The organism is Marinobacter sp. AN1 (genome assembly GCF_026013985.1).
GTDB classification, from domain to species: Bacteria; Pseudomonadota; Gammaproteobacteria; order Pseudomonadales; family Oleiphilaceae; genus Marinobacter; species Marinobacter segnicrescens.
Map to the genome: position 1 here is coordinate 2,616,180 of NZ_CP110342.1, position 26,093 is coordinate 2,642,272.

The following is a 26,093-nucleotide window of genomic DNA, read 5'->3' on the forward strand; positions in this document are numbered from 1 at the left end:
ATGAGCACCAAGAGCAGCCGGGAAATCATCCGAGACGGGCTGTGGACCAACAACCCTGCCCTGGTCCAGGTGTTGGGCCTGTGCCCGTTACTGGCCGTGACCAGTACCGTGGTGAACGCACTGGGCCTGGGCATCGCCACCCTGATGGTACTGATGGGCTCCAACCTGGCGGTATCCCTGATCCGCAACTTCGTATCGGACTCGGTTCGCCTGCCCGCTTTCGTAATGATCATTGCCTCTTTCGTAACCTGCGCCGAACTGCTGATGCAGGCCTTCACCTACGAGCTTTACCAGATTCTGGGCATCTTCATTCCACTGATCGTCACCAATTGCGCCATTCTGGGCCGCGCCGACGCCTTTGCATCCAAGACCGGCCCGGCCCCGGCCCTGCTGGATGGTGCCATGATGGGCCTCGGTTTCCTGGCGGTGCTCGTGGTGCTTGGCGGCATGAGGGAGCTGATCGGCCAGGGTAACCTGTTCACCGACATGCACCTGCTGCTGGGCCCGGTCGCCGCTGACTGGACCCTGCATGTGTTCCGTGACTACCCGGATATGTTGTTCATGGTGCTGCCTCCAGGTGCGTTCGTTGGCCTGGGGCTACTGATTGCGCTCAAGAATGGCATCGACAGCCAGCTGGAAGCACGCCGCAAGGCCCGATCCACAGAGACCGTGACCACTGGCAGCAAGCGGGTCCGGGTCACCGGCAATATTTCCTGATAACACACCAAGCAACCGGTAACCATGAACAAACAGAAACGCATCGAAATTTTTAGTCGCCTGCGCGATGCTAATCCGGAGCCCACTACCGAACTGAACTACAGCACCCCGTTCGAACTGCTGATTGCAGTGATTCTCTCTGCACAGGCAACGGATGTGGGGGTCAATAAGGCCACCGCACGGCTGTACCCCGTAGCCAGTACCCCGGAAGCCATTCTGGCTTTGGGGGTGGACGGGCTCAAGGAGTACATAAAGACCATTGGCCTGTTCAACAGCAAGGCAGAAAACGTCATCAAGACCTGCCGCGCCCTGATCGACAAACACGGCGGCGAAGTGCCGGACACCCGCGAGGAACTGGAAGCACTACCCGGCGTAGGCCGCAAGACTGCCAATGTGGTTCTCAACACGGCCTTCCGGCAACCGGCCATGGCCGTGGACACCCATATATTCCGGGTATCGAACCGTACTGGCATTGCTCCTGGCAAGAACGTACTGGAAGTGGAGAAACGACTGATGCGGCTGGTACCGAAGGAATTCCTGATGGACGCGCACCATTGGCTTATCCTCCATGGGCGCTATACCTGTACAGCCCGCAAGCCCAGGTGCGGGTCATGTATTATCGAAGACCTGTGTGAATTCAAACAGAAAAGGGATTACCTGGAATAACCTCTGGGGCAGCCCCGCGTCTGAGCCGGGGATGTCGGATACTACCGAAGATAATGACTTTGCCGGCACGACGCTTCAGGACGGGATCACACTTTCACGAAATATGACAAAGCCGGCCTACAGGGGCCGGCTTCGTTCACTGGATTGGCGGGCTATTCCACAGGGCTATTTGAACAGCAGGCCGCTGGACAGCCCCTCCTTTTCCAGGATTTCCCGCAGGCGGCGCAGGGCTTCCACCTGTATCTGGCGTACCCGCTCCCGGGTGAGCCCGATTTCCTGGCCCACCTCTTCCAGGGTACATGTGGGGTAACCGCGCAGACCGAAACGACGGGCAAGCACTTCCTGTTGCTTGTCACTGAGCTGGTCGATCCACTGCTCGAGGCAGGCACACAGGTTGTCGTCCTGAAGCAGGTCGGCCGGGTCAGTGGCGCCTTCGTCAGCGACGGTATCCAGCAGGGATTTTTCGCCACCGGCACCGATGGGTGTATCCATGGAGGCCACCCGCTCGTTGAGCCCCAGCATGCGCTCAACGTCACTGACTGGCTTGTCCACCATACGGGCAATTTCTTCCGCTGACGGCTCATGATCCAGTTTCTGGGTCAGCTCCCGGGCAGCACGCAGGTAGAGGTTCAACTCCTTGACCACATGGATGGGCAGGCGAATGGTGCGGGTCTGATTCATAATGGCCCGCTCGATGGTCTGGCGGATCCACCAGGTGGCGTAGGTGGAAAACCGGAAGCCCCGTTCCGGGTCGAATTTTTCCACCGCGCGGATCAGGCCAAGGTTACCCTCCTCGATGAGGTCCAGCAGAGTCAGACCGCGGTTTACGTAGCGCCGGGCAATCTTCACCACCAGCCGCAGGTTACTCTCGATCATCCGCTTGCGACCGGACTCCTCGCCCTTGCGGGCCAGGCGGGCAAAATAGACTTCTTCCTCAGGGGTCAGCAATGGCGAAAAGCCGATCTCATTGAGATACAGCTGAGTCGCATCCAGCTGCTTCTGGGTACCAAAATAACGGTCGTGGGGAGTGAACCCCGACTCTTCTGTCGCTGTCGTTGCAGCGTCAGGGGGGGTATCTGTAGTAGACGCCTCCGGCGTCTGTGTATCATCTTCGGTCTCTTCTACATCAGCAACACGATCGATTATCATCTCTTCTTCTGCAGACATAACTCTTGCCCCGCCTTTCAAATGATCCTGTCGGCACGCTCCGGGCTCAGGGGTCTGGACGTCCCCGGGCTCTGCCGGATGTCTTCCCACGGTTTTTTCTTGTTGTGGGACCGTTTTCTTATTGATCGAGCATCAGGTCATTTCTTGTTCTGGCCAGTCCATGACCGGTTATGTGGTTCTTATTGTTATCCGAGTTCAACGTCGGTCTGATGACAATGCGTGGTTTGATTTGTCGTTCCTGCGCCTCCCTGCATTTTTTACCGATGGTTGCGTTGTACGGAACACCCTCAGCGTCCTGGTAGATAGGGCAGCGGATCAACCGGATTACCATTGCGGCGGATCTCGAAATGAAGCTTGTCCCCATCGGTGCCGGTGCTGCCAAGCTCGGCGATTGTCTGCCCCTGCTTGACCTCCTGCCCTTCCTTCACCAGTATGCGCCGATTGTGCGCATAGGCACTAAGATAATGCTCGTTGTGATTGATGATAATAAGGTTGCCATAACCCAGCAGCCCATTACCCGCATAGACCACACTCCCATCCGCTGCGGCCTTGACGGGATCCCCGGAATTTCCGGCAATATCAATACCTTTATTGACTTTTCCCGATGTTGAATATTTTGCAATTACCGTACCAACGTGTGGCCAGCGCCAATTGATATTGGACACAGTCTGGGTTTGTCGCGAGACATCCACACTGGTGTCGGGTTTTCGGGTCACCTTTGGTGCAGGCTGGGGTTTGGGGGCGGGCCTGGGCTTTGCCGCCTTGCGGGGTGGTGGAGGTGACGATGCCACGTTTGGGGAACCGGCGGGACGGCTGCCCCGAAGGTCAAGCCGGATGACCTGGCCAGGGTAGATACGGTAAGGAGGGGCGATATTATTGGCGTCGCCCAGTTCCCGGTAATCCCGGCCATAGCGCCAGGCAATGCTGTACAGTGTCTCCCCCCGCTCGACCACATGGCGGCCCCAGTAAACCGGCGGGTTATAGGCACTGTCACCGTATATGGCCGAGGTGTTACAACCAACCAGGGAGGGGAGCGCCATCACGGTCAGCAACAGCAAAAGGACCAGTCTCCCAAGATCCTGGTGGACCCGGGAACGGGGGGCGGAAGCCGCTTGGTGCTGACTGGACCTATAATTCACAGATATATTGATATCGTTTTTATCTCGAAATTATCTTTTCAGCTTAACATGATTTACCAGTTAATCCCCTAACCCACTAATTTATTGCATCTTTTATGCACATATCCGGGTTACCTGGCGCCATGGGCTGTTACCTCAGGAAACAAATAGCCCCAAAAAGTAACACTCATCTCACACGTCCTGTGATTAATCCCTCAATACCTTTCGGTAATACTCCTCAAACCGCCAGTTTCGTCACACATCAGCTGTCGCGCTTTGCCGACGCTCTGAACGTCCGGCCAGCCACTCACCAACCAGGACCAGCCCGACTCCGGCAATCAGGGCCATGATAGCCACCGGTACCTGCGCAGGTTCTCCCGTAACCTCCGCATAACGCACGGGTAAAACACTCACCTGTTCCATTGGCACCCGGGCGCCACCGCTGTCTATCCGCCAGCTGAGTACTTCCTGCCAGGGCCATACCCGGTTGAGGGCACCGATCATAAAACCGGTCAACACTGCCAGCACCGCATCATGGCCCTTGCGGAGGGCATAGCCCAACAAACGTGCGAAACTCAGCAGCCCCAGCACACACCCTGCCATGAACAGGCCAATGAGCGCTATGTCCAGTTCCCTCACCGCTGCAAGCACCGGTGCGTACATACCCAGTATCAACAATATGAAACTGCCTGACAGGCCCGGAAGGATCATCGCACAGATGGCCACCGCCCCGGACAGGAAGAAACCCAGCGCCCCCGGATCCACCTGCCCGGCCGACAGAGTCGTCACCCACCAGGCGAAAACTGCACCGCCTGCCACGGGCATGGCAAGCCAGGCCGCAGGTGCCTTCAACTGACGAAACACGTGCCATACGGACGCAAGGATCAGACCGAAGAAGAAACTCCAGAGGGCGATCGGGTAGGCGTCCAGGGCCCAGGTAATGAGGTTGGCAAGCGTTGCAATACTGACCAGGATGCCAGTGAGAAGTACGACAAGAAAGGTACCGTCTACCTGGTTCCAGAACCGGCGAACCCGCCCCCGGAACAGATCGTTGATAATGGCAGAGGGCACCGCCGCAATAGCGCCCAGCAAGCGAAAGTAGATGCCGGTAATAAACGCGACCGTCCCGCCTGAAACCCCGGGCACGACATCCGCAGCCCCCATGGCCATGCCCCGGATGAACACCCCGGCATAGTGCTTGAATCCCTTCAACGAACAACTCCTCCAAGGAGAGGCACAAAGCGAACAGGTTCAATATCTTCCGTATGGAACTGGTCGCCATCCCTGGTGATTCTGACCAGCATCTGATGCTCCTCGCCCACGGGAATCACCATGACACCACCGTCCGCCAGCTGGTCCAGCAACTCCTGGGGGACCACCCTTGGGGCAGCAGTAACGATGATGCCATCGTAGGGCGCGTGCTCAGGCCAGCCCATGGGCCCGTCCGCCAGGCGCAGCATGACGTTGCGCATTTTCAGCAGGTGCATACGTTCCCGGGCCTTGTCCTGCAACGGCTTGATACGTTCTACGCTGTATACTTCGTCGCCCAGGCGGGCCAGGATAGCGGTCTGGTAACCGGACCCGGTGCCAAGCTCCAGCACCTTTTTCGGACTCGCACTCATGAGCACTTCCGTCATCCGGGCGACGATGTAGGGTTGGGACAGGGTCTGGCTGTAACCTATGGGCAGCGCGGTGTCCTCGTAGGCACGATGGGCCAGGGCCTCGTCCAGGAAAATGTGGCGGGGGATCTCTTCCATAACGCCCAACACCCGCTCGTCCCGGATGCCCGCCTCCCGCAGGCGCTGGATCAGCCGCAGCCGGGTGCGCCGTGAAGTCATTCCGATTCCGTCAATGGCAACCATCAGCGTCCGGCCTCCACCCATTGCCTTAACGATGAAAGGGCGTCGTGTTTGGTCATATCGATATGGACTGGTGTTACCGAAACGTAGTTCTGGCTGATTGCATGGAAGTCCGTTCCCGCCCCGGCGTCGGCACCTTCACCCGCCGCCCCGATCCAGTAGCGGGACTTGCCCCGCGGGCAGGTCATGGGCACGGCACCCTCGGCCCGCGCACGATGTCCCAGGCGGGTTACCCGGAAGCCGGCGACCTCGTCCCAGGGCACATCCGGCACATTAACGTTGAGGATGCAGCGGCCGCCGAGATCCGGCCAGTCTTCCCGCTCGACCAGCATGCGCACTACCTTCGCCGCCGTCTCGTAATGGAAGTGACCATCATTGACCAGGGAAACGGCAATGGCCGGCAGGCCCAGGTGGCGGCCCTCGGTAGCGGCAGCCACTGTGCCTGAGTAGATAATGTCGTCGCCGAGGTTGGCATGGGTGTTGATACCGGAAATGACCCGGTCAAAGGGTTTATCAAACAACCCGTTAACGGCCAGGTGTACGCAGTCCGTGGGAGTGCCATCCACTGAGTGGAAGCCCCCTGGGTGCTTCTCCACGGTCAATGGCCGGTTCAGGGTCAGGGAATTACTGGCGCCACTGTGATCCCGGTCCGGGGCGACCACCTCAAGTTCGGCCAGCCCTTCCAGGCCGGCGTGCAGGGCCACCAGTCCCGGGGAGTGAACCCCGTCATCGTTGGACAGCAAGATACGCACGATTTTCAGTCTCTCCGAAAGTGTCCTGGCGGTATGTGCCGCCATTTTTGAAAGCGATGAGGAATTCTAACGGATAAAACGTGTTATTTCTGTCACGGTACGGAAGTTCTGCAAGCTTCAGGCGCCAGAATACCGTCAGAACTCAGTCAACGTCCTTTGGAGAGACAACCGCAGAAAGAAAGGTGGTGGCATATTGACCCGGCAGGAGAGTGAATGACAGGTCCAGCCATCGACCACCACCTTCGGCCGGGAACGACCATTCCAGATCCGCCGGCAATAATCTGAGCGAGCGACGATCAGGCGACATGCGGGTGCTGGCAAACACCTGCGCCACGTCGGGATAACGCGCAACCACCCCCCGCTCAAGGCTTTCCTGCTGTCCGGTGGCGCGGGTGCCCCCATCACCCCACAGTGGACCCGTGGGCTCCGACGCTGGCTCACCATCCAGCATCTGGTCCCAGTCTTCCCGGAGCACCCTTTCTGCCAACACCTCATTGAACAACCAGGAGCGGGCCGCTGAAAAGTAAAGCCCCTCACGGTTGCTGCCGGCGCGGCGATTACGGCGCTTGCCACCGGTGTTTCCCGCCATGGCGACAGCGCGGTCCAGGTTACCGCCTTCATGGCCAAAACGTTGCAGACCAAAATAATTGGGGCAGCCGCGCTGGCGGAGCGCTTCAAGCCGATCGGTGATGGCCTGGGCGTTACCGTTCAGATCACGCAGCCGTATTTCGAAACGGTTGGCCTGGTGTTCCCCGGTTCGAAGTTTGCGGCCCCGACGGACAACGGCCAGTACACGCCACTGATCCTGCACCTGCTGAATGTTCCGCAGGAAGGAGGCATCGTCGGCCTCCAGCCCTGGACGCTGGACGCTGAACCACTGCCGGGTAATCGCATGGCGATCCTTGAGACCGCTGTAGCCGACTCCGCGATCACCACACCTCGCAAGCTTGCCTAACTGACTGGCCACCCAGGGCGTGTTGTCACCGGTTTTCTCCAGGTAAATCAGCAAATGCTCACCCTCTCCGGGTACGGCCAGCTGGCCTGGAAGCGTCCCGGGATCGAGTTCCAGCACGGGCCCGCCCACGTCCAGGAGCTCTGTCACCCTGAAGTCTTCCGGACATGCCTTGAGCGTCCCGGTGCCCACAGGCTCGCCATCAGGCCATGGCCAGTCCAGTCGCCAACGGCTCACGGACGGCCCCCGTCAAGCAGACAGATGGCCTGGCAGGCAATGCCTTCCCGCCGCCCGGTAAAGCCAAGCTTTTCGGTTGTAGTGGCCTTGACGCTGACCCGGTCCATGGGAATTCCCAGATCCTCCGCAATGTGTTGGCGCATGGCCGCCACATGGGGTGCCATCTTCGGCGACTGGGCAATGATAGTGCTGTCCACGTTGACAACTTCAAGCCCCCTTTCAGCGATCTGCCGCCGTACTTCACGCAGCAGCACCCGACTGTCAGCGCCGGCCCATTCGTCACTGGTATCCGGGAACAGGTGACCAATATCTCCCAGGGCAGCGGCACCCAGCAACGCGTCCGCTACGGCATGCAGCAATACGTCTCCGTCTGAATGGGCTTTCAGTGCCCGGTCATGGGGAATGTGTACACCGCCGATAATAATTTCCGAGCCCTCGCAGAACGCGTGGACATCGAAACCCTGTCCTATTCTCATAATACCCGCCTGGTACGAAAGGGTTTATCCAGCTGCCTGGCGGGCAAGGATAAACTCCGCCAGCGCCAGGTCTTCCGGAACGGTTATCTTGATATTGTCAGTACGCCCTGTCACCACCCTGGGGTGCCAGCCCATCTGCTCCATGGCAGAGGCCTCATCGGTAATGGCCCCGGGCTGCTCGCAGACACCCCGCTGCAAGGCTGCGACCAGGTCACCATAGCGAAACATCTGAGGGGTAAAGGCCCGCCAGAGCTGTCGGCGGTCCCTGGTTACCAGAACCTGGTTTGAACCAGGTGCCACTTCCTTGACCGTGTCGGAGACCGGCGCTGCCAGCAGTCCGCCGCATGCGTCGTCCGCAAGGGTGGACCTGAGCCGGGCGACATCATCCGGGTGAATGCAGGGGCGGGCCACGTCGTGGACCAGCACCCAGTCATCGGCAGCGGCCCGGCCTTGCAGATGTTTCAGTGCGGCCAGTACGGAATCGGCACGCTCGGCACCGCCGGGACACGGCTCTATCCGGGCATCACCGGCGCTCGCGCTGGCCGGCCACCACTGATCATCGCAATGGAGGGGAACCACACAGCCTGCCCAGGCCCCACAGGACAGGAGGCGTTCCAGCGTCACGTCCAGCACAAAGCGCCCATTGAGGGTGAGGTATTGTTTGGGAAGGTCAGCCTGCATGCGCTGGCCAATGCCGGCGGCGGGAACAACAAGCCAGAAGCGCGGAGAACTCATAGGGTGGCAGCAACAGTGGCCGGGAACTCAGGGCTCCACAACCAGGAAGAAGGTTTCGTCACGGTGAATCAGGCCCAGGTTCTTGCGGGCACGCTCCTCAACCGCTCCCTGCCCTGAGCCCAGGTTGCGAACCTCGGCGTACAGGCGCTCGTTACGGGCAGCGAGCTTTGCGTTTTCCGCTCGCTGCTCGGCAATAGTCTCGTCCAGACTCCAGACCTGGGCGTAACTGCCTTCCCCCACCCACAGGCGCACCTGCAGCAGGACAATCAGTATCACCATGACGGACCAGAGCACTTTCATGAAACGATTCCATTATTCCTTTGGGTCGCGGTCAGACCACGAAGCCTGCGACGGATACCGGTGCAAGGAGCTGCCACCCACCGCAGGCACCCAGAGTCTAGCCCAGTCCGCGCAATGATGCACGGACCGGCAGACAGGCCTTTCAGCCCTGGCCCTTGATTTCCTTCAGGCCGCGGTACGGTGCCTTCCCATCCAGCGCCTCTTCAATACGCAGCAGCTGGTTATACTTGGCCACACGATCGGAGCGACACAGCGAGCCGGTCTTGATCTGGCCAGCCCGGGTGGCGACTGCCAGGTCGGCTATGGTGGTGTCCTCGGTTTCGCCAGAGCGATGGGAGATCACCGCAGTGTAACCGGCGTCCTGGGCCATTTTGATGGCATCCAGGGTTTCAGTCAGGCTGCCGATCTGATTGAACTTGATCAGGATAGAGTTGGCAATGCCCTTCTCGATACCTTCTTTCAGTATGCGGGTGTTAGTCACAAACAGGTCGTCGCCAACCAGCTGCACCTTGCTGCCCAGCTTTTCGGTCAGCACCTTCCAGCCGTCCCAGTCGCCTTCGTCCATACCATCTTCGATGGATACAATGGGGAACCGCTCGCACAGGCCTGCCAGGTAATCAGCAAAACCGGCGGAATCGAAGCTCTTGCCCTCACCGGATAACTGGTACTGGCCATCCCGGTAAAACTCCGAGGAAGCGCAATCCAGGGCCAGGGTCACATCGGTACCCAGCTTGTAGCCGGCACTCTCAACAGCTTCCTTGATGGCAGCGAGCGCGGCCTCGTTGGAAGGCAGGTTGGGAGCGAAGCCTCCCTCGTCACCTACCGCTGTGTTAAGTCCCTGATCTTTAAGCACCTTTTTAAGGCTATGGAAGATCTCTGCACCAATACGCAGGGCTTCAGCGAAGTTCTTCGCAGAAACAGGCTGCACCATGAATTCCTGGATATCCACGTTGTTGTCGGCATGCTCGCCACCGTTGAGGATATTCATCATGGGTACCGGCATGGAGTACTGACCGGCGGTACCGTTGACGTCGGCAATGTGCTCGTAGAGGGGCTTGCCCAGGGAGATAGCAGCGGCCTTGGCTGCGGCCAGGGATACCGCCAGGATTGCGTTGGCGCCCAGATTGGCCTTGTTGTCCGTACCGTCCAGGTCAATCATGATCTGGTCCAGGGAACGCTGATCCGCGCTGTCCTTGCCCACCAGGGCGTTACGGATATCACCATTCACCGCTGCCACGGCCTTGGTCACGCCCTTGCCCAAATAGCGGCCCTTGTCCTGGTCACGGAGTTCGAGGGCTTCCCGGGAGCCGGTGGAAGCGCCGGAAGGGGCGCAAGCCCGCCCCAGGGTGCCATCCTCGAGAATGACATCGGCTTCAACCGTCGGGTTACCGCGGGAATCCAGGACCTCACGGGCCTTGATATCAGCGATCTTGGTCATGCTTTTCTATCTCCGGATAGTGTCTGACTTGAAGAAACATTCCACGATTCGTAGCTGTGCCAGAGACAACCTCAGGCTGTATCGAGGGGCTCGAAGCCCTTGACCAGGTCGTCCACCGCCTTCACCTGCTTCAGGAACGGCTCCAGCTGGCTGAGTCGCAGGGCACAGGGGCCATCGCACAGGGCCTTGTCCGGGTCCGGGTGGGCTTCCAGGAACAGGCCGGCCAGTCCCTGGGACATACCCGCCAGGGCCAGGTCCCCGACCTGGGCACGGCGGCCGCCAGCGGAGTCCGCCCGGCCACCAGGCATCTGCAGCGCATGGGTTACGTCGAAAAATACCGGCACACCCAGGTCCTTCATCTGGCGGAAACCGAGCATGTCCACCACCAGGTTGTTGTAGCCAAAACTGGTGCCCCGTTCACAGAGGATGACCCGGTCATTGCCGGCTTCCTCGCACTTGCGGATGATATGCGCCATTTCCCGGGGCGCCAGGAACTGGGCTTTCTTGATATTGATGACCGCGCCGGTTTTCGCCATGGCCACCACCAGGTCGGTCTGGCGACTTAGAAAGGCCGGTAGCTGGATGATGTCGCACACCTTGGCGGCGGGTTCCGCCTGCCAGGGTTCATGCACATCGGAAATCACCGGCATCCCATACTTGTCCTTGATGTCCGCCAGCAACTGCAGGCCAGCTTCGAGGCCCGGTCCCCGGAAGGAGTTTATGGAGGACCGGTTAGCCTTGTCGAAAGAGGCCTTGAAGACATAGGGAATACCCAGCCGGCGGGTAATGTCGACGTAGGCATCGGCCACTTCAAAGGCCAGGTCCCGGGATTCCAGCACATTCATGCCACCGAACAGGACAAACGGCCGTTCGTTGGCGATAGTCAGGTCGGCAACATTGAGAGTCGGTTGGGCCATGGCCGCGATGTCCTTGTCGGATTATGGCCGGGCGATCAGCGCCCGGCGTGTTTCAGGGCAGCCTCCACAAACCCGGTAAACAGCGGGTGGCCGTCACGGGGCGTGGATGTGAACTCGGGGTGGAACTGACAGGCCACGAACCAGGGATGGTCGGGCACTTCCACCACTTCCACCAGTTTGCCGTCGGTGGAACGACCAGCGACACGCAGGCCGGCCTGTTCCAGTTGCGGTACAAAGTGGTTGTTCACTTCATAACGGTGCCTGTGCCGCTCGCGAATCACTGACTTGCCGTAGCACTGGTTGATGGTAGAACCTTCAGTGAGCACACAGTCCTGGGCGCCCAGACGCATGGTACCGCCAATATCGGATTCTTCCGTGCGCTCCTCCCGCTTGCCGCTGGCATCCAGCCACTCGGTGATCAGACCGACCACCGGTGCGGGGGAGTTCTCACGGAACTCGGTAGAATGGGCACCTTCGAGACCGGCCACGTTGCGGGCGTATTCGATAACGGCTACCTGCATACCCAGGCAAATACCCAGATACGGAACCTTGTTCTCCCGTGCGTACTGTACGGTGCGGATCTTGCCTTCCACGCCCCGCTCGCCAAAACCTCCCGGTACCAGGATAGCGTCCGCCCTTTCCAGTACACCGGTACCGTTACGTTCGATATCCTCGGAGTCGATGTATTCGATATTGACCTTGGTGCGGGTCTTGATACCGGCATGGAGCAGCGACTCGATCAACGACTTGTAAGCATCCAGCAGCTCCATGTACTTGCCCACCATGGCGATGGTGATTTCCTGCTGGGGATTGATAATGGCATCGACCACCGCGTCCCACTCACCCAGGTCCGCCTCACCGGCCTTCAGGCCGAAGCGTTCAATGATCAGCTGGTCCAGGCCAAAGCCGTGCAGCATACGGGGGATGGCATAGATGGATTTTGCATCCTGCAACGGGATAACGGCCCGCTCTTCCACGTTGGTGAACAAGGCGATCTTGCGGCAGGAACTGGCATCCACTTCATGCTCGGAACGGCACAGCAGGATATCCGGCTGCAGGCCGATGGAGCGCATTTCCTTCACCGAATGCTGGGTAGGCTTGGTCTTGATTTCGCCGGCGGTGGCGATGTAGGGCACCAGGGTAAGGTGCATGAAAAGCGCACGAGTCGGCCCCACTTCCACCTTGAGCTGACGGCAGGCCTCCAGGAACGGCAGCGATTCGATATCACCCACGGTGCCGCCAATTTCCACCAGAGCAACGTCCACCCCGGCGGCGCCTTCCACAACCCGGCGCTTGATCTCGTCGGTAATGTGCGGAATCACCTGCACGGTGCCGCCCAGGTAGTCACCCCGGCGTTCCTTGCGGATAACCTCTTCGTAGACCCGGCCGGTAGTGAAGTTATTGCGACGGGTCATGGGGGTACGGATAAAGCGCTCGTAGTGCCCCAGGTCCAGGTCGGTCTCTGCACCGTCTTCGGTCACGAAGACCTCACCGTGCTGGAACGGGCTCATGGTACCCGGGTCCACATTGATATAGGGGTCCAGCTTGAGAATGGTGACCTTCAGGCCACGGGCTTCAAGGATAGCCGCCAGGGAGGCAGACGCGATCCCTTTCCCCAATGAGGACACAACACCGCCGGTGACGAAAATATAACGCGTCATGCAGATTCCGTGATTATCAGGTTCAGTAAAGGAGGGAGATTGTCATCTCAAGATGGGACGCCAGATTACCAGAAAGCCCCCCACTGCTCAATCCGGACAGCCTGCTATTTACGATCGCAGACAATGCCCTCCTCCCGTCGAATATCCAGTTGCCAGCCAGCCTCTGTCGTATGCTCCTTCTGCGGTAACTGCCAGAGGTCGCCCACGGCCACCAGTTCGTCGCGCCGGAATACCAGTGGCAAACGATCCCGCTCCCAGGGCGGGACGCTCCGTTCCTGCAGCCATTTCTTCAGGGGCCGGGAAGGGCCGCCAGCCCGCTCCCGCAGACGCTCACCACCCCGCCGGTGTGTGAGCAGCAGGGAGACCCCGGAACCAGCCTCGCCCTTGAGGCTGACTGTATAATCGCCGTCCCGGATCGTCCGGCCCGGCTCCAGGAACTGATCCCCGGCTACCGGATCGGGGTAACGGGTAACCCGGTAAATATGGCCCTGAAAACGACGCAGGGCAAATGGGCCAACGGGGATTTCCGGCATGGCATCGGCGGCGGCCAATACCAGCCCATCGAGCTCACGGTCTGACAGGGTGCGATCCAGGCTATCACCCAGCCACCACTGCAACAGGTTGCGACGGGCCGATAGCGGCAACTCGCCAAACCCCTCGAGACGAATTCGGTGCGGTCCGTCCGCCAGTTGCTCGAAATGGGAACGGGCCAGAAGGTCGGCAAGTTCCTGCGCTTCCCGGCAGGCCCGAGCCGTCGCAGCCAGGCGCGCACCCAGGCCCGGCCAGCGTGCAGACAACAGGGGAATGATCCGGTGACGAAGAAAGTTGCGGTCGACATCGGTGGCTGCGTTCGTGGGATCCTCCTGCCAGCCGATGCCCGCTGCCTGGGCCTGGCGCCGCAGTAATTCACGGTCTGCTCCGAGCAGCGGACGCACCAGCCGGCCCTCGCCCAGGGGGCGCTCTGCCGGAATCCCCCCCAGCCCGCGCACACCGGTACCACGCAGGAACCGGAACAGCAGGGTTTCCACCTGGTCATCGCCGTGGTGGGCCATCAGGAGCACATCTCCGGGACCCAGGCGATCTGCGAACACCTGGTAGCGAGCGTCACGGGCGGACGTTTCCACACTGCCGGCGGCTCTGATCCGCACGGGCACCACTTCCAGGGGAATGTCCAGTGCCTGGCAGGTCTCCACACTGGCAGCCTCGAAGCCGGCTGCGGCGGGTTGTAGCTGGTGATTAACGTGGATGGCAGAAAGCCCGTTGGCACAGTGGCCAAAGACCTGGTGAGCGAGGTGAAGCAGAACCATGGAGTCCAGGCCGCCGGAGAGGGCGACCCGGATATGACCGGTAACCGTCAGCGCCTGGAAGGGCGCCAGCAGTTCCGGGAAAAAGGTCTCCGGGCGATGATTACCGCCCGGTGTCATAGCGGGTCAGGCGCTCGTAGCGCCGGGCCACCAGCTCGTCCTGGCTAAGGCTGCCGAACTCGTGCAACCCTTTGAGCAACTCCTCTTTAAGGGCGTCAGCCGTTTTCTGGGGATCACGGTGGGCACCGCCCAGCGGCTCCTTCACTACGGTATCAGCAACGCCCAGCTCCTTGAGCCGCGCCGCAGTAACACCCATGGCCTCGGCCGCCTGGGAGGCATAGTCTGCGCTCTTCCAGAGGATAGAGGCACAGCCTTCCGGTGAAATAACGGCGTAGGTGGAATACTGGAGCATGTACAGATGATCGCAAACACCGATCGCCAGGGCGCCACCGGAGCCGCCCTCACCCACTACCGTCGACAGAATGGGCGTATTCAGGCGGGACATGACTGCCAGGTTGCGGGCAATGGCCTCACTCTGGCCGCGCTCTTCCGCGCCAATTCCCGGATAGGCACCCGGAGTGTCAATAAATGTCAGCACCGGCATGCGGAAACGCTCGGCCATTTCCATCAGGCGCATGGCCTTGCGATAGCCTTCCGGGCGGGGCATGCCAAAGTTGCGGCGTACCTTGTCCCTGACCTCGCGACCTTTCTGGTGGCCAATCACCATCACCGGCTGGTTTTCCAGCCGTGCGGTGCCACCGACAATGGAGAGGTCATCAGCATAGGCCCGGTCACCATGCAACTCGTCGAAATCGTCGAACATCATCTCGATATAGTCGAGGGTGTAGGGTCGGCGAGGATGGCGGGCAAGCCTTGCAATATCCCAGGAGGCAAGATCCGAGAAGATGCTCTCGGTCAGGCTGATGCTCTTGGTGCGCAGCCGGTTGATCTCGTCGGTAATGTTGATTTCGGTGTCATTACCTACCAGTCGAAGCTCTTCAATCTTGGCTTCAAGGTCGGCAATTGGCTGTTCGAAGTCCAGGTAATTAGGGTTCATGGTATTCCATCAACTTGTGTCTGTTCCGCCGCCCAGTTTCCAGCCCGGCCTTTCAGGAAGGCCAACCATCGCAGGGGCAGCAGGTTCAAATTTTGTGTAAAGATACCAATGCAAGGCTTTGTAAAAAAGCGGACCTTGGTATTAATGTGACCTGGCCTGACGAACCATCTGCCTTAAACATCAGCCAGGCGGAACATCCATCAATCATAGACCAGTTCCACACGGTTATCGCCCACCAGGTATCTCAGCTCCAACAGGAGGTTATCATCGGGCTGCACCCGCCAGTTTTCTCCCAGCTCGATCCGGGTACTGGCGCCCTCGCCCCGGTATTCGATCCACACCGGGCTGCCCTGGTTACGGAAGGGCCTGAGAGTATTGTCCAGCTTGTCCAGCAGGCCATTCTGCAACTGGCCGGCCTCCAGCTTCAGTTGCAGGCCACGACTGAAGGACTGCCGTGCGGTCGCCACATCCATCACCGAACTTACCCGCATTTTCATCTGGCCGGAGTAGTCATCGTGGCTGACCTGCCCCTCCAGCACAATCACCTGGTCCGATTGCAATAATTCCCGGTTCTCGTTGAAGGCCTCCGAGAAGAGGGTCGCCTCGATACGGCCGCTGCGGTCATCCAGGGTCACAAAGCACATGGTGGAGCCGGTACGGGTCTTCATGGTGCGCTGGGCGACGATCAGACCCGCGACCCGCTGCGGCGACCGGGAAGGCTGCAGGTCAGCGATGGAGGAGCGCACGAATCGGCGCACTTCCTTCTCATATTCATCGAATGGATGGCCCGTCAGGTAAAGGCCGAGGGTGTCCTTCTCGCCCTTGAGGCGTTCTTTTTCCGGCCACTCCCGGACATTCGCCACATCGGCAAACGGGTCTCCGCCGTCATCGCCGCCCAGCAGGTCGCCGAACATGTCGGTCATACCCACAGACTCGTTCCGGGACTGCTGACCCGCCTGCTGTATGGCCTTGTCGATACTGGCCATCAGCTGGGCCCGGCCCGGGCCGAGTTTATCCACCGCACCCGCCCGGATCAGCGCTTCCAGGGCACGCTTGTTGACCTTTTTCAGGTCCACACGGCAGCAAAAGTCAAACAGGTCCTTGTAGGGGCCGCCTTGCCGACGGGCTTCCACGATGCTCTGGATGGGGCCTTCACCCAACCCCTTGATTGCGCCCAGGCCGTAGACGATCTGTCCTTCGTCGTTAACCGTGAAGGTATACTCCGACATGCTCACGTCCGGCAGTACCAGGTCCAGCCCCATGGCGCGGCATTCTTCCACCAGGGTGACCACCTTGTCGGTGTTCTGCATATCGGCGGTGAGCACAGCCGCCATGAACTCGGCCGGATAATGGGCTTTCAGCCACAGGGTCTGGTAGGACACCAGGGCGTAGGCCGCAGAGTGGGACTTGTTGAAGCCGTAGCCGGCAAACTTCTCCACCAGGTCGAAGATGTTCTCGGCCAGGGTCTTGTCAATGCCATTGTTGGCGCAGCCATCCAGGAAGATGGCCTTCTGCTTGGCCATCTCCTCGGGTTTCTTCTTACCCATGGCACGGCGAAGCATGTCCGCGCCACCCAGGGTATAGCCCGCCATCACCTGGGCGATCTGCATGACCTGCTCCTGGTAAAGGATGACCCCGTAGGTGGGCTCCAGAACAGGCTTCAGACCTTCATACTGATAGTCGGGGTGCGGGTAGGACAGCGGCTGCCGTCCGTGCTTCCGGTCAATGAAGTCATCCACCATGCCGGACTGCAGAGGCCCCGGGCGGAACAGCGCCACCAGGGCGATCATGTCCTCCAGGGAATCCGGCTGCAGCCGACGGATCAGGTCCTTCATGCCCCGGGATCAGCTGGAAACCGCCGTGGTCTCCGCCTTTTTCAGCATGGTGAACGAGGGCACGTCATCCAGCGGGATGTCGTTGATATCCAGTTCCGGTTCGCCCCGCTTTTCCCGGCGCGGGTTGATCATCTTCAGTGCCCAGTCGATGATGGTGAGGGTACGCAGGCCCAGGAAGTCGAACTTCACCAGGCCGGCGTCTTCCACGTCACCCTTGTCGAACTGGGTCACCAGGCTACCGCCTTCGTCATCACAGTACAGCGGCGAGAAATCGGTAATCTTGGTAGGCGCGATCACTACGCCCCCGGCGTGCTTGCCGGCGTTCCGGCAGACACCCTCAAGCTTCAGGGCCATTTCCCAGATTTCCTGGGCTTCCTCGTCCTGTTCCAGGAACTCGCGAAGCTGTTCCTCCTGCTCCACCGCCTTTTCCAGGGTCATGCCCACTTCGAAGGGGATCATCTTGGACAGGCGGTCCGCCAGGCCGTAGGACTTGCCCTGGACCCGGGCCACGTCCCGCACCACCGCCTTGGCGGCCATGGTACCGAAGGTAATGATCTGGGAAACCGCCTCGCGACCATACTTGTCGGCCACATAGTCAATCACACGGTCACGGCCTTCCATGCAGAAGTCGACGTCAAAGTCGGGCATGGAAACCCGTTCCGGGTTGAGGAATCGCTCGAACAGGAGGTCATACTGCAGCGGATCCAGGTCGGTGATCAGCAGCGCGTAGGCCACCAGCGAGCCGGCACCGGAACCCCGGCCCGGTCCTACCGGCACGCCATTGTTCTTGGCCCACTTGATAAAGTCCATCACGATCAGGAAGTACCCGGGGAACCCCATCTGGATGATGATATCCAGCTCGAAGTTCAGGCGCTTGTAGTAGGCTGCCCGCTTCTCGTCATATTCCGGATCATCCGGGCTGAGGATGGTTGCCAGGCGATCTTCCAGACCTTCCTCCGACACCTTGCGGAAGAACTCGTCCATGGTCATGCCATCGGGAATCGGGTAGTTCGGCAGGAAGTACTCACCCATACGCACCGGCACGCTGCAGCGGCGGGCGATTTCGACGGTATTTTCAATAGCCTCGGGGATGTCCTCGAACAGCTCTGACATTTCGTCGGCGCTGCGCAGGTATTGCTGGTCGCTGAAGCGGCGCTCGCGACGGGGATCGGCCAGGGTCCGGCTCTCGCCGATACAGACCCGGGCCTCGTGGGCCTCAAAGTCTTCCTGGTGAAGGAAGTGCACATCGTTGGTAGCTACCACCGGGCAGCCAGTCTCAAGGGCAAGCTCCACGCTCCCGTGAACGCAGTCTTCATCCCCGGCTCGGCCGGTTCGCTGCAATTCCAGGTAATAGCTGCCCGGGTACAGGTCCATCCAGTACTGCAGCCGCTCCCGGGCCAGCTCCGGTTTGCCGGCCAGGATGGCCCTGCCCACATCCCCCATCTTCGCGCCAGAGAGCGCAATCAGGCCGTCGGGGCGGGATTCCAGCCACTCCCGGGTAATGATGGGCTTGCCGTAGCGCTGACCTTCGGTATAGCCGAGGGAAATAATCTCGGTGAGGTTCAGATAACCCTTCTGGTTGCGGGCCAGCAGGGTCAGGCGGAACGGGTTATCCGGCTCATCCGGGTTTTCCAGCCAGAGATCGGCGCCGGGGATCGGCTTGATGCCGGCGCCCATGGCCGCCTTGTAGAAACGCACCAGGGAGCACATGTTGGACTGCTCGGTGAGGCCCACCGCTGGCATGCCCAGTTCCTTGACCCGGTTGATCAGCGGCTTTACCCGGATAAGGCCGTCCACCATGGAGTACTCGGAGTGGACGCGGAGATGGACAAAGTTGCTGCTCATGGATCTCGTATTCCCGCCTGGTGCTGGTCAGTTCTGAAGTCCGGATTCTACCTGAAAGGGGCGTCTCAGTCCTGCCCGATGGCCGCTTTCAGATCCGCCTCTGTCTGGGCGCCCATGAGGGTGTCACTCAGGGAACCGTCCGGTGCCACCACGAAGGTTGCTGGCAAGCCCTGGGGCACCTCCCAACCGAGGTCCGCGGCCGGGTCCCTGGCCAGCATGGTAAAGCCGATACCCATGCGGTCACCGAGTTGTACCAGCTCCTCGCCAGTGACCCCGTCGTAGTTCACGCCAAGCACTGTCACCTTTTCCAGGCCATCGACGTCGTTCAGCTCCGGTATTTCCTTAAGGCAGGGTTTGCACCATTCGGCCCAATAGTTGACCAGCACCCACTCCCCCCTCAGGGATTCCCAGGCCAACGTGTCGCCGGATGCGGTGGAGAATTCCGGGTCAGAAGGGCCAGTCACCGAGGCTGACTCCCCACAGCCCGCCAACAGCGCTGCATACACCATCACAACCATAACAGGGTACTTACCCATGGCACCTCCTGATAGACTTGTACCGCCCGCACGCCGGGCCGTCGCCCATAACCAAACATTGCCAGAAGCAGCGAGACCAACATGGCCGATCAATCGACCCGCATTTACCACAACCCCCGTTGCTCCAAGTCCCGCCAGACCCTGGCGCTACTGGAGGAGAAGGGGCTGCATCCTCAGGTCATAAAATACCTGGAAACACCGCCATCGGCGGATGAACTGGCTGACCTGGTTGCCACCATGGGGTGCTCTGTGCGGGACATCATCCGGGTAAAGGAAAATGAATACAAGGAACTGGGTCTGGACAGCCCGGAGCTGGATGACGCTGCCCTGCTGCAGGCACTGAGCCAGCATCCGAAGCTGATCGAACGCCCCATCGTTACCCATGAGGGCAAGGCCGCCATTGGACGGCCACCGGAAAACGTGCTCCGGATTTTCTGATACCGATCCAACCCTCTACTTGCACCCGGGAGCCGTCGCATGTCCGACCAGGAACCCTACGTTCTGATCCTCTATTACAGTCGCACCGGCCACACGGCAGTCCTGGCCAGCCAGATCGCCCGGGGCGTCGGCCGGGTAGACGGCATGACAGCGAGAATCCGCGCTGTACCGCCGGTCTCACCGGATACCGAAGCCTCGCAACCGGCGGTACCGGACGAGGGTGCGCCCTGGGCGACCAAAGCGGACCTTGCAGGGTGTGCGGGCCTCGCCATTGGCAGCCCTACCCGTTTTGGTAATATGGCGGCGCCTCTGAAATACTTCCTCGATACCACCGGAGACCTGTGGCTGAACGGCACCCTGGCGGGTCGGCCGGCGGGCGCGTTCACCTCCACCGGCAGCCTGCACGGCGGCCAGGAAGCCACCGTGCTGACGATGATGATGCCGCTGCTGCACCATGGCATGGTGCTCTGTGGTGTGCCCTATTCCGAGAAGGCCCTGTCAGAGACCCGCACCGGCGGCACGCCCTACGGTCCCTCCCACTGGGGCGGGAACGAAACGGGGGGCAAGGTCAGCGACCACGAGAAAGCCATTTGCCAGACCTTCGGTGAACGCCTGGCACGTTTTGCCGTCAAACTCGCGGACTGACCAGGCGCAGTCACCCAAGTCACCTTCCCAGGAACGCCCATGCTGTACTCCGAAAAAGCCAGGATCACCCGCGCCATCACGGCGGCACTCTATTCCCTCTTGCTGGTCATGCTGGTGGTCACCACCTTCTGGCCATCCCCGGTTCAGGACGTATCCGTCATACTGATGCTCACCGTCAAACTGGTACCCCTGGTCCCCTTTGTCTGGGTCATTTTCCGTGGGCACAACCGGGGCTATATCTGGATGAGCTTTGTCGTGATCTTCTACTTCACCCAGGCGGTGGTCACGGCCTGGCTCAGCGAAGGCGCGCCGGTAGCTGTGTTCATGGCGCTGCTGACCTTCGCGCTGTTCACGACTGCCATGGTTCACCTGAAAACCAACCGCCCCTGACGGTTCACGAGAAGTACTATGGCTACCACCGATTACCGCCCCGACCATCCCCTCACCCTCCGGGAGCTTTGCAATGCCCTGGCGGACACGGGCGAGATCAACCGGGAAGATGCCGAGCGGGTACTGGCCGCCAACCTCGGGGCCGAATCCCGCAGCCGCCACCCCCTCGAAGTCATCGCCATTGCCGGTCTCACCAGCCTTCGGGATGGCCGCACCCTGGACCTGGAACGGCTCACCCGGTGGCTCGCGGAATGGTCCGGCCAGCTTTACTACCACATTGATCCGCTGAAAATCGACGCCCCGGCCATCGCCCGGGCCATGTCCTATGCCTTTGCGCAGCGCCATCACATCCTGGCGGTGGAGCTGACGGACCAGGAAGCGTTGATCGCCAGCGCCGAGCCCTTCAAGGCAGATTGGGAAGCCAACCTGCGCCACGTACTGCAAAGACCACTCAAGCGTGTGGTCGCCAACCCGGAGGCCATCCGCCGCTACACGGTGGAGTTCTACCAGCTGGCCAGCTCGGTCAGTAAGGCCGGCGGACAACAGGGACGCGCCGGTGGCAACCTGCACAACTTCGAGCAGCTACTGGACCTCGGACAGGGCACCAGCCACGACGCCAATGACCAACACGTGGTAAAGATCGTCGACTGGCTGCTGCAGTACGCCTTCGAACAACGGGCCAGCGACATCCATATCGAACCCCGGCGGGAAGTCACCCGGGTACGCTTCCGCATCGATGGCGTACTGCACAATGTCTACGAGTTTCCCGAGCAGGTGGGCGTGGCCGTCACCAGTCGCCTCAAAATCCTGGGACGCCTGAACGTGGCCGAAAAACGCCGCCCCCAGGACGGTCGTATCAAAACCCGCAAGCCAGACAACAGTGAGGTGGAGCTGCGCCTGGCCACCATGCCAACCGCGTTTGGTGAGAAGATGGTGTTGCGGATCTTCGACCCGGAGGTGCTGCTCAAAAGCTTTGAGCAACTGGGTTTCTCGGCGGAGGACCAGGAGCGCTGGCACACCATGACCAGCCGCCCCCATGGTATCGTACTGGTCACCGGCCCCACGGGTTCCGGCAAGACGACAACCCTGTACTCTACCCTGAAAAACCTGGCCTCACCGGACCTGAACATCTGCACCATCGAAGATCCCATTGAAATGGTGGAACCGGCCTTCAATCAGATGCAGGTGCAGCACAACATCGACCTGACCTTTGCCTCCGGCGTACGTGCCCTGCTCCGCCAGGATCCGGACATCATCATGATCGGTGAGATCCGCGACCTGGAAACCGCCGAGATGGCCGTGCAGGCTGCGCTTACAGGCCACCTGGTTCTATCCACCCTGCACACCAACGATGCCCCCAGCGCCTTTACCCGCCTGCTGGAACTGGGCATACCGCCCTACCTGATCCGGGCAACGGTCATCGGTGCCATGGCCCAGCGCCTGGTGCGGTTGTTATGCCCCCACTGCAAAAAGCCGACAAACCTGGAAGAGGATGCCTGGACCAGCCTGACCCGCCCCTGGAAGGCGCCGCTCCCCAAACGCATCTATCAGCCCGTTGGCTGCCTGGAATGCCGGGACACCGGCTACCTGGGCCGCGCCGGCGTTTACGAAATCCTCGGCCTGTCCCGCGCCATCGCCGGCCAGATCAACGACCGCTGCGAACTGGAACAGCTTCGGCTGGATGCCTACAAGGACGGCATGAAATCACTGCGACTGAGCGGTGCCCAGAAAGTGGCTGCCGGGCTGACCACCATTGAGGAAGTGCTGCGGGTGACGCCGGAGAGCCAGCGCTAGCGTTGCGCGCAAACAGCTTCAGGCACCCGGCCGCATCCCACACTGTTCCAGCTGCTGCTGCCATAGTTCGATATGGCGCTGCTGGCTGGCGTCCAGCTCCGCCCATAGCGAGTCTTCGCCTTCGAGCGCCAGGTAGCGGGAATACCATTGTTCGAACGTGGACGGCATCACCTCCCGCTGCTGTTCTGCAAGGGTCGCCAGCGGCTGGATAATATCGTCCCGGGCGCGTCGCACCGTGACCAGGTACGGCTGCACCTTCTCGACGAAGACGCTGAAAAACATGCCCTGGACAATATCCGACTGGTTGTTGGGCTTGCCGTCCAGACACAGGGGCCGGCCCCGCAGGCGGGACTCGATGACATCGCTGGCGTCGTTCAGGCGGGTAATCAGCATCTGTGCCGTCAGGATGAGCTGGCCGGGGGCCTGGTGGGTCTGCCACTGCTGGTGGATATTACCGAGGCTTGCCAGGCTGGTATCCGTTCCGCCCTCCAGCAAAGGCGCCAGCACGGCGTTCAGGGTGTTAAGGTCTGTGGCCAGGTTGGCTGTGCCAGGCCCAGGCTCGAGGGGGTACAGGCCTTCGGTGCGGGTGAACAGGTTCTCGACTTCCTCAACGCCCCAGGTGGCGTTCCAGGCCGCTGTCGGGAGGGACGCCCGTTTGCTGGCCACCGCTTCGGACACCGCTTCCCGGAGTGCCTCATCCTCAATCCCGGGCAGGCAGTCGTCTGCTGCCTCGATAAAGCGGACTTCGTACCGAAGCCGGTTGGCCGGCTGCATCACCCGACCCAGGATGGATGCCTTCTCCCCTGCCACCACCTGCAGCTCACAGCCGAACAGGGAGAGGAAATCCAGCATACCCAGCTCCACTTCCGGCATCTCCAGTACCCGGTCGCGGCGCCTCGGCAGAGGATCCGTGGCAGGAATCGACGTCAGTTCGTAAGGCTGGTCAAGCACCCGGGCAGTGCGCTCGGTGTATTCATCCATCAGGGATTCCGGGGCGCTGAAGGGATTGCAACCAACCAGTAACGCGGGCAGTGCGGGAGTGACGAGAGAGACAAGCTTTTTCACAGCGGAGCACCACCCGGAACAGAGGCTTTCCTGCCCGGTAACAGGCTCATTACCGGGCACTGGGTTACCGGTGTTGCAGCAACTGATCATCAACCTCACGGAAATCCCGGGCTACGGGTCGCTTGTCCGTTTCCGTAAGGTCGCCCTCACGCACCAGCCAGCAGGTTCTCATGCCGGCTGACTCGGCGGCGACCAACTCGGCTTCCACGTCCGAAAGGAACAGTACCGTTTGTGGCTCTACGCCCAGCTGATCCAGGATATTACGATAGGACACGGCTTCCTTCTTGCCACCGACATTGGTGTCGAAATAACCGCTGAAGAACGGCGTCAGGTCGCCTTCGCTGGAGAATCCAAAAATCAGCTTCTGGGCCTTCACCGAACCAGAGGAATACACATACAGGCGTAGCCCCCGGTCATGCCAGAAACGCAGGTATTCGGCGGCATCAGGGTACACATGACCATCAAAGGCGCCGTGCTGATAGCCCTGCTCCCAGAGCATGCCCTGCAGGGTCTTGAGGGCGGTTTCCTTGCGGTCCTCGTCGATCCATTGCTCCAGCACCCTGACCAGGCCGTCGATATCCGTCCGGTCGCAGCCGGACTTTTCGGCCACAATATCGAGCTGCTCCGCCACGGTCAGGTCTTCGTGCTGCCATTCACGGACAAATTCCGCCATATGCTCACGGGCGTAGGGGAACAGCACCTCATGGACAAACGAAATCGAACTGGTGGTGCCCTCAATATCCGTCAGGATCACGCGAATCATCAGGCGGCTCCGGCGAGTTGCTCATAGCGGGGCAGGCGGCTGGCGATGTCTTCACCGGTAAACTGCGCTACCCAGCCTTCGGGGTTGGTGAACAGGCGGATACAGGTGAACTCGGGATCCGGCCCCATATCGAACCAGTGCCGTGTTCCATTGGGCACACTGATCAGGTCGCACTGGCGACACATAATAGCGTAGACCTTTTCGCCAAGGTGAAGATAGAACAGGCCCTGGCCGTGGACAAAGAAACGCACTTCATCCTCGCTGTGGACATGTTCGTCCAGGAACTTCTGGCGGAAAGCCTCCTTGTCCGGATTATCTGGCGTAAGGCTGACCACGTCAGCAGTGACAAAGCCGCTCTCCTCTTTCAGGTGCGCCACCTCGTCAGCATAGGCCTCAAGAATGTCGTTACCGGTGGCCTCCGCCGGCAAGGCACGTGTGGGCCAGCGCTCATACCGAACGCCCTGCTCCTTCAGCAGCCGAGCGATTTCAGCGGGGTTCTCTACCACCTGTTCCGGAGACTCCGGTTTGTCCGGGTTAAAGATACTCAGGGTTGTCATGGGCGGACCCTCTTGGTTTCAAGTTCACAATCAAAAAGGAATTCAAAGGCTTCCACATGACGCAGGCATTCGTCCATGTCTCGGCCCCAGGTATACAGACCATGGCCACGAATCAGGTAGCCTGGTGCCTCGGGGTTATTGGCCAGCCATTGGCGGGTTTCGCCAGCGAGCGCTGCGATATCCTGGGTATTGGCAAAGACGGGCACGGTTACCTGCCCCTCGTGGGTACTGACCCCGGCAAAGGCCTTCTGAAGCTCGTAGCCTTCCAGTATCAGCGCCTCACCGTCAGGGATCAGCCGGCTGAGTACCGTGGCCTTCACCGAATGGGTGTGCAGCACCGCGCCGACATCAGGCCGGTCCCGGTAGATGACGGTATGGAGCAGGGTCTCGGCCGATGGGCGACAGTCGCTCTGAACCGGCTGCCCATCCAGGTCTACCACCATGACATCGGCTTGGCTCAGCCGCCCCTTGTGGCGGCCGGACACCGTGATGGCCACATGGGCGCTATCGATTCGCCGGGAATAGTTGCTGCTGGTTGCAGGGGACCAGCCGCTGGCATAGAGAAACCCGCCAGCGGCACAGATCTCCCTGGCGGCCTGGCTATAGCGGGTAATATCGAAACTGCTCACTGGATTACCGGATTGCCTTCACGATCATTCCAGATCGCTCGGTCCCCGGTGTCCAGTTTGCCGTTGGAGTCCCAGACCTCGCGATTACTGGTGGCCTCTTCTGCCTTGCCATTATCATCCCAGACTTCTCGATCCCTGGTAGCTTCATCGATCTTGCCATTGTCATTCCATATGGCGCGGCCTTCACAGCCCGCCAGTACCAGGGTAGCCAGTACAGCAACGAACAGCTTTTTCATGGTT

27 protein-coding genes and 1 pseudogene are annotated in these 26,093 nt (G+C 60.5%); 6 read left to right on the forward strand and 22 right to left on the reverse strand.

The genetic code is table 11. The features are described 5' to 3' along the window. Both LJ360_RS12000 and nth read left to right on the forward strand, forming a co-directional pair. A complete protein-coding gene (locus LJ360_RS12000) occupies positions 1–717 on the forward strand; it encodes an electron transport complex subunit E (RefSeq protein ID WP_264994088.1) in 717 nt (238 codons plus the stop codon). Positions 718–741: 24 nt separating this feature from the next. Beyond that, complete coding sequence (gene nth, locus LJ360_RS12005) at positions 742–1,383, forward strand: endonuclease III (RefSeq protein WP_091848426.1); 642 nt, start codon at positions 742–744, stop codon at positions 1,381–1,383. 165 nt (positions 1,384–1,548) lie between these two features. On the opposite strand, the gene rpoS is transcribed toward nth, so the two are convergent. The 17 genes and pseudogenes from rpoS to LJ360_RS12085 all read right to left on the reverse strand — a co-directional run bounded on the left by rpoS (position 1,549) and on the right by LJ360_RS12085 (position 19,572). Beyond that, positions 1,549–2,550: an RNA polymerase sigma factor RpoS gene (rpoS, locus tag LJ360_RS12010; protein ID WP_091848427.1), complete on the reverse strand. Its 1,002-nt coding sequence runs from the start codon at positions 2,548–2,550 to the stop codon at positions 1,549–1,551. 287 nt (positions 2,551–2,837) lie between these two features. Beyond that, positions 2,838–3,590: a peptidoglycan DD-metalloendopeptidase family protein gene (locus LJ360_RS12015; RefSeq protein ID WP_264996032.1), complete on the reverse strand. Its 753-nt coding sequence runs from the start codon at positions 3,588–3,590 to the stop codon at positions 2,838–2,840. Between the two features lie 333 nt (positions 3,591–3,923). Next, entirely contained in the window at positions 3,924–4,838 is a 915-nt protein-coding gene (locus LJ360_RS12020) for a DUF368 domain-containing protein (protein ID WP_320108802.1), read from the reverse strand. A 38-nt stretch (positions 4,839–4,876) separates the two neighbouring features. Next, complete coding sequence (locus LJ360_RS12025; RefSeq protein WP_413774362.1) at positions 4,877–5,530, reverse strand: protein-L-isoaspartate(D-aspartate) O-methyltransferase; 654 nt, start codon at positions 5,528–5,530, stop codon at positions 4,877–4,879. Continuing rightward, entirely contained in the window at positions 5,530–6,279 is a 750-nt protein-coding gene (surE, locus tag LJ360_RS12030) for a 5'/3'-nucleotidase SurE (protein WP_091848428.1), read from the reverse strand. The genes LJ360_RS12025 and surE overlap by 1 nt, the downstream gene beginning before the upstream one ends. Before the next feature lie 142 nt (positions 6,280–6,421). Then, positions 6,422–7,468, reverse strand: coding sequence for a tRNA pseudouridine(13) synthase TruD (gene truD / locus LJ360_RS12035; protein ID WP_091848429.1), 1,047 nt, complete (start codon positions 7,466–7,468; stop codon positions 6,422–6,424). Next, a complete protein-coding gene (gene ispF / locus LJ360_RS12040) occupies positions 7,465–7,944 on the reverse strand; it encodes a 2-C-methyl-D-erythritol 2,4-cyclodiphosphate synthase (protein WP_264994089.1) in 480 nt (159 codons plus the stop codon). The genes truD and ispF overlap by 4 nt, the downstream gene beginning before the upstream one ends. Positions 7,945–7,968: 24 nt before the next feature. Beyond that, a complete protein-coding gene (ispD, locus tag LJ360_RS12045; protein ID WP_264994090.1) occupies positions 7,969–8,679 on the reverse strand; it encodes a 2-C-methyl-D-erythritol 4-phosphate cytidylyltransferase in 711 nt (236 codons plus the stop codon). A 27-nt stretch (positions 8,680–8,706) separates the two neighbouring features. Further along, positions 8,707–8,979 (reverse strand): septum formation initiator family protein, encoded by a 273-nt coding sequence (locus tag LJ360_RS12050; RefSeq protein ID WP_091848432.1) that lies wholly within the window; start codon positions 8,977–8,979, stop codon positions 8,707–8,709. Positions 8,980–9,121: 142 nt separating this feature from the next. Beyond that, entirely contained in the window at positions 9,122–10,417 is a 1,296-nt protein-coding gene (gene eno / locus LJ360_RS12055; RefSeq protein ID WP_091848433.1) for a phosphopyruvate hydratase, read from the reverse strand. Positions 10,418–10,488: 71 nt separating this feature from the next. Continuing rightward, complete coding sequence (gene kdsA / locus LJ360_RS12060) at positions 10,489–11,334, reverse strand: 3-deoxy-8-phosphooctulonate synthase (RefSeq protein ID WP_264994091.1); 846 nt, start codon at positions 11,332–11,334, stop codon at positions 10,489–10,491. Between the two features lie 35 nt (positions 11,335–11,369). Further along, positions 11,370–12,995, reverse strand: a complete 1,626-nt coding sequence (locus tag LJ360_RS12065) for a CTP synthase (RefSeq protein ID WP_264994092.1) — start codon at positions 12,993–12,995, stop codon at positions 11,370–11,372. Between the two features lie 104 nt (positions 12,996–13,099). Then, positions 13,100–14,419 (reverse strand): tRNA lysidine(34) synthetase TilS, encoded by a 1,320-nt coding sequence (tilS, locus tag LJ360_RS12070; RefSeq protein WP_264994093.1) that lies wholly within the window; start codon positions 14,417–14,419, stop codon positions 13,100–13,102. After that, complete coding sequence (gene accA, locus LJ360_RS12075; RefSeq protein WP_091848437.1) at positions 14,403–15,356, reverse strand: acetyl-CoA carboxylase carboxyl transferase subunit alpha; 954 nt, start codon at positions 15,354–15,356, stop codon at positions 14,403–14,405. Before accA ends, tilS begins: the two co-directional genes overlap by 17 nt. 200 nt (positions 15,357–15,556) lie before the next feature. Next, positions 15,557–16,024, reverse strand: a complete 468-nt coding sequence (locus tag LJ360_RS20040; protein WP_413774425.1) for an OB-fold nucleic acid binding domain-containing protein — start codon at positions 16,022–16,024, stop codon at positions 15,557–15,559. Beyond that, a pseudogene (gene dnaE, locus LJ360_RS12080) lies at positions 16,007–19,036 on the reverse strand (DNA polymerase III subunit alpha); the annotation flags it as partial. The pseudogene dnaE and the gene LJ360_RS20040, both read right to left, overlap by 18 nt. 65 nt (positions 19,037–19,101) lie before the next feature. Further along, positions 19,102–19,572: a TlpA family protein disulfide reductase gene (locus tag LJ360_RS12085; protein WP_091848439.1), complete on the reverse strand. Its 471-nt coding sequence runs from the start codon at positions 19,570–19,572 to the stop codon at positions 19,102–19,104. Between the two features lie 81 nt (positions 19,573–19,653). Here LJ360_RS12085 and arsC point away from each other — a divergent pair, with 81 nt between their 5' ends. The 4 genes from arsC to LJ360_RS12105 are packed head-to-tail and all read left to right on the forward strand — an operon-like array spanning position 19,654 to position 22,839. Next, positions 19,654–20,010, forward strand: a complete 357-nt coding sequence (gene arsC / locus LJ360_RS12090) for an arsenate reductase (glutaredoxin) (RefSeq protein ID WP_091848440.1) — start codon at positions 19,654–19,656, stop codon at positions 20,008–20,010. A 39-nt stretch (positions 20,011–20,049) separates the two neighbouring features. Beyond that, complete coding sequence (gene wrbA / locus LJ360_RS12095; RefSeq protein WP_264994094.1) at positions 20,050–20,655, forward strand: NAD(P)H:quinone oxidoreductase; 606 nt, start codon at positions 20,050–20,052, stop codon at positions 20,653–20,655. A 39-nt stretch (positions 20,656–20,694) separates the two neighbouring features. After that, positions 20,695–21,045 carry a DUF2069 domain-containing protein gene (locus LJ360_RS12100; RefSeq protein ID WP_091848442.1) on the forward strand — a complete coding sequence of 117 codons (351 nt, stop codon included), beginning with the start codon at positions 20,695–20,697 and terminating at the stop codon, positions 21,043–21,045. A gap of 18 nt (positions 21,046–21,063) precedes the next feature. After that, positions 21,064–22,839, forward strand: coding sequence for a GspE/PulE family protein (locus LJ360_RS12105; RefSeq protein ID WP_264994095.1), 1,776 nt, complete (start codon positions 21,064–21,066; stop codon positions 22,837–22,839). An 18-nt stretch (positions 22,840–22,857) separates the two neighbouring features. On the opposite strand, the gene LJ360_RS12110 is transcribed toward LJ360_RS12105, so the two are convergent. The 5 genes from LJ360_RS12110 to LJ360_RS12130 all read right to left on the reverse strand — a co-directional run bounded on the left by LJ360_RS12110 (position 22,858) and on the right by LJ360_RS12130 (position 26,089). Continuing rightward, positions 22,858–23,904, reverse strand: coding sequence for a DUF3080 family protein (locus LJ360_RS12110; protein ID WP_245742397.1), 1,047 nt, complete (start codon positions 23,902–23,904; stop codon positions 22,858–22,860). Between the two features lie 64 nt (positions 23,905–23,968). After that, positions 23,969–24,667, reverse strand: coding sequence for an acireductone synthase (gene mtnC, locus LJ360_RS12115; protein WP_091848445.1), 699 nt, complete (start codon positions 24,665–24,667; stop codon positions 23,969–23,971). Next, positions 24,667–25,224 carry a 1,2-dihydroxy-3-keto-5-methylthiopentene dioxygenase gene (locus tag LJ360_RS12120; RefSeq protein ID WP_091848446.1) on the reverse strand — a complete coding sequence of 186 codons (558 nt, stop codon included), beginning with the start codon at positions 25,222–25,224 and terminating at the stop codon, positions 24,667–24,669. Before LJ360_RS12120 ends, mtnC begins: the two co-directional genes overlap by 1 nt. Continuing rightward, on the reverse strand, positions 25,221–25,853 hold the full coding sequence (locus LJ360_RS12125; protein WP_091848447.1) for a methylthioribulose 1-phosphate dehydratase: 633 nt from the start codon (positions 25,851–25,853) through the stop codon (positions 25,221–25,223). Before LJ360_RS12125 ends, LJ360_RS12120 begins: the two co-directional genes overlap by 4 nt. Beyond that, positions 25,850–26,089: a membrane lipoprotein lipid attachment site-containing protein gene (locus tag LJ360_RS12130; protein ID WP_091848448.1), complete on the reverse strand. Its 240-nt coding sequence runs from the start codon at positions 26,087–26,089 to the stop codon at positions 25,850–25,852. Before LJ360_RS12130 ends, LJ360_RS12125 begins: the two co-directional genes overlap by 4 nt. Positions 26,090–26,093: the final 4 nt, after the last annotated feature.